5 protein-coding genes are annotated in these 4006 nt (G+C 23.3%); 2 read left to right on the plus strand and 3 right to left on the minus strand.

Annotated elements, in window-relative coordinates:
• Together D9R21_RS04760 and D9R21_RS04765 are read right to left on the minus strand one after the other, a co-directional pair.
• Positions 1-429, minus strand: a 429-nt coding sequence (locus D9R21_RS04760; protein WP_148108830.1) for a hypothetical protein, incomplete at its 3' end; no start/stop codon positions are given.
• Between the two features lie 15 nt (positions 430-444).
• Entirely contained in the window at positions 445-906 is a 462-nt protein-coding gene (locus D9R21_RS04765; RefSeq protein ID WP_126821312.1) for a hypothetical protein, read from the minus strand.
• 312 nt (positions 907-1218) lie between these two features.
• Between D9R21_RS04765 and D9R21_RS04770 the strand changes: the two genes are divergently transcribed.
• Positions 1219-2400: a coiled-coil domain-containing protein gene (locus D9R21_RS04770; protein WP_126821313.1), complete on the plus strand. Its 1182-nt coding sequence runs from the start codon at positions 1219-1221 to the stop codon at positions 2398-2400.
• Between the two features lie 9 nt (positions 2401-2409).
• On the plus strand, positions 2410-2868 hold the full coding sequence (locus tag D9R21_RS04775; RefSeq protein WP_126821314.1) for a lipoprotein: 459 nt from the start codon (positions 2410-2412) through the stop codon (positions 2866-2868).
• A 27-nt stretch (positions 2869-2895) separates the two neighbouring features.
• Here D9R21_RS04775 and D9R21_RS07180 read toward each other — a convergent pair.
• On the minus strand, positions 2896-4006 hold a 1111-nt coding region (locus tag D9R21_RS07180), incomplete at its 5' end, for a hypothetical protein (protein WP_158613897.1).

Consider the following 4006-nt stretch of genomic DNA (forward strand, 5'->3'; position numbering starts at 1 on the left):
AATTAATTCACATTCTAAATTAACAAATTTATTCTGTACAACACTAGAAATAGCATCAGCAATAACACCATTTTTAATATTTTGTTCTATTAATGCTAAGTCAAATGCTTCATTCATTAATTTTAAATTAAATCTTTTATCAATAGGAACTGGAATTCTTGTTAATCCCATTGTTTGAGTTGTCCCACCATTTGGTAATGAATAATCATCTTGTCATACTACACGATGAGTTAAATTATATAATGCTTGTCCTGCATTTGGTAATCAAGCAACTTGTTCAGCTGTTGCTGTTGCATATTGCATAATACTTGCATATTCATTATATAAAGGTCCACGCAATAAAGCATTAACCATATCAACATAGGCTTTTTGACCTGTTGTATTACCTTCTAATGTAAAAGGTACTTGTGGCAAATTAATTGTTGCCATAATTTCACTCCCTTATTATCTAAGGTTTTTAAGTGTATAATCAGTTAATTTTTTAATTTCCTCAGGTGTATATGCACCTTTTTCTTTAATAGTTTCAATTTCATCATTTTTATTTTCAACTGATTTTTCAATCATTTCTTTAATAATATTAGTTGGTGAAACTGATGGTTGTTCTTCAACAAACAAATCAGGTTTTAATTCTTTTAAAGTTTGCATTTTTTCAGTTAAAGAATTACCACTAACTTTTTCTAAATTAGTTTTAATATTTTCAATTTTAGTAGATGGAACATCTTTAAATGCTTTTAATTCATCTAATTCATTAGATAATTTAATAAAGTCTTCTTTTGATATAACATCTTCGCGTTTTTGCACACTTTCTCTAATTTGCTTTGCTTCATTATTAAACTGATTTAAGATATTTTCAGCAATCTCTTCACTTAAACCTTGTTCTATTAATTGTTCTTTTGTAAGTGCCATTTTATAAACCTCTCTTTTTTTATTCTTGTCCGATTAACAAGTCAGCATAACTCTTTTTTGATACAAAAAGATTAAAACTTACATTAATTATATACTAATAATTTACCAATACAATACTTTATGTAAATAAATACTAAACTTAATATATTTTATTTCTAATTTAACCCTTAAAACGCGTAATAGCGGGGTATTTAGCAAGATAAAATTTTTAAAATAATTTATAATTTTGCTTGTATATATATATATATATATATATACTTAAGCTTGATCTTGATAAAAAGTTTCAAGATTAAGAAAAGGAGAAAAACAAGTATGAAAAAATTACTTAGTTTATTAAGTGTATTAACAATTAGTGGCAGTGCTATACCAACAACAATTGCTGCCAGTCCTTATCAAAAACAAGAAAATTTAAATAGTAATATTAATTTACAAACAAATAATTTAGAAAATTTAAGTAGAGTAAAAAGAGATAATAATATAGAAATTAAAGAGAGTGGTATATTAAGAACTACAAAAAAAATAATAAGTCCTAATAATTTAGATAATTTTAATAATTTAAAAAGATCTAAGTATAATTATAAAAATATTAATGGTATTAAATCCTTTACAAAAAAAGTGGGAGCTGATCCACTTTCTGGTGAGAGATTGTTTGCCCCTGTTTTAGATAGTTATTTTGACCAAAACAATTTACCAGTAAGAAATTCATTTGCAAGTTTAAATAATAATTTTTATTTTATTACAAATTCAGGAAAAATCTATGAATATAAAACTACACCTAAAGAGCAAAACATAAATGTTATTTTTTCATCTTCATCAGAAAAGGCTATTATTTGTGTTATTCACTTAAAAAATAGTATCTTTTTTGCTACAACAGATGGAAATATTTATGAATATAATATTCTAACAAAAAGAATGAAAAAAATATTTAATACAAATAATTCAATTTATTCTATACACTCTGATTTAGAAAATAATAAAATTTATTTTGGTGTAAACAATGGTAATTTTTATGAATATTGATCATATGAAGAATTGAATGATGATAATATTATGAATTTATTAAAAGAATGAAAAAATGATTATAACAAATTAGAAAATGAAGTTAACAGACAAATTAAAGAAGATGTTCCAACTTTTACCGAGGCGCAAAAAAGAACTTGAAAAGATGATAAAAATTTTCAATTAAGAATTCAAATTTCTCTTTTAAAAGATAAATTAAGTATTATAAAAAATCACGATGAGATAAATAAAATAAATGATATTATTTTAAATTTAAAAAATGAAATTAATAAAATTTATGAAGATATTGATCTTCTAAATACAAGAATAAATAAAATAAAAGAAGAATTAGATAAAAACCCATCTAAAATATGTGAATCAAATGAACTAATGGGAGATGTTAATGATTCATTTTCTCTTATTCCAGTATTTTCAACAATAACAGGGTCTTTAAAAAGTATAACTACAATTAGCTGTAAAATATTTAAATTATAAAAATAATTAATGAAAAAAATATTAAGTATTTTAGGTTCAATATCATTAATTGGAACAAGTACAACAAGTTTAGTTAGTTGTGATGAAGAACCAAAATGTGAAAATAAAATTATTGGTAGTTTAAAAAAAATTTGTTCTTCAAATAAAGCATTTCACGAAGATAATAATAAATGATACTTTGTTATTGCAAGAGGAGAAAATAATAAATGAAATATTATTAAATTCCAAAATAATAGTAAACCAAAAGATATTTATAATTCTAATGAATACGATATTGCTTTAAGTCATGGTAAAAGATATTATTCTGGTTTAGTATTATGAATTAAAAAATATGATAAAAAATTCCCTCATACATGAGGACAAGATAAAGGTGAGTATTTCAAAAATGTTTATCAATGGTTAGGTGATAATGAAACTATAAATAATGACATACTTAAAATAGATGAAAACGGAAATATTATTGTTTAAATTATTATAAAAAATAGGGTTTTATCCCTATTTTTGTTTTAAATTAATATTAGCAATAGAAGCAGTTTCTATTAAAAAATGGGCGTTATATTTGGTATTAGAAGGAAATTCTAATTTTCCTTTTAAATATAATTCATAATTAACACGCATTTTTAATTTAACACCATCATTATAAAATACAATTTGTGTTTTAAAATGATAACCGTCATCATTTTGTTTAAATGGATATTGATATTCTTCTAAATTATTAAAAATATTATATCCACTTTCATTAATATTTTCTATTTTAACATTAATTTTTGTTTCTAGTCTTTTTGACCAATTAAATTCAGGATCAATACTATTCGCTTCAAAAACTATGCTTCCTGAATTTTCAAAACTAAAATTATCATAATTATTTTGAACTTGTTTTCAATTATTTGCTCCAAATGTTCCAAAATCAAATAATAAAATATCTTTATTATAATATTTTTGTTCTCGTGTTCCACCTCGACCATTACCCTCAGCATAAGCATCTAATTTACTATCTGCTTTGTCTAATATAATTTGTACTGGATAAAAATCAATGCTTGGTGGTAATACATATTGAGGGTAATTAAATGTTGGTATTTCATAGTCGTGTGGCAATAAGAAACTAGTTTTATAATTTGTTGTCATATCGCGTAAATAATTATTTAATGTACTTTTTGTTTTACCTCTGAAACTTCATACTGATAATCTTAAATAATCTTCTTCATTATTTGTATATGGATTATCAGCATAAAAGATAATTTCAAAATTACCTTTATATAATGCTTGAATTGAAAACATATCAATTATATAACTACAATTTGCTCCATCTGGTGTTTGTAAGAATTCGCAATTATTATCTTTTTCACTATCACTAACTGGTGTTTGAGCGTCAATTGCCTTGGTTTTCTCATTAATTAAATAAACTCTGTTTGTTTTTTCATTTAATTGTTTTAAATTATAAGTTGAATAAGTTATTCTTTCTGTTGGTTTACCATCTTTTTTTAAAACATTACCTTCTATTTTATCTGTTAATAAAGTTGTAAAACCTAAACTAGTTGCATTTGCTCCAAAGATAGCACCAACTTTATCATTACCTTGTTCTCTAAATATTTCAAATGGTAAATAA

Source organism: Spiroplasma endosymbiont of Megaselia nigra (assembly GCF_003987485.1).
Lineage (GTDB): Bacteria > Bacillota_I > Bacilli_A > Mycoplasmatales > Mycoplasmataceae > Spiroplasma.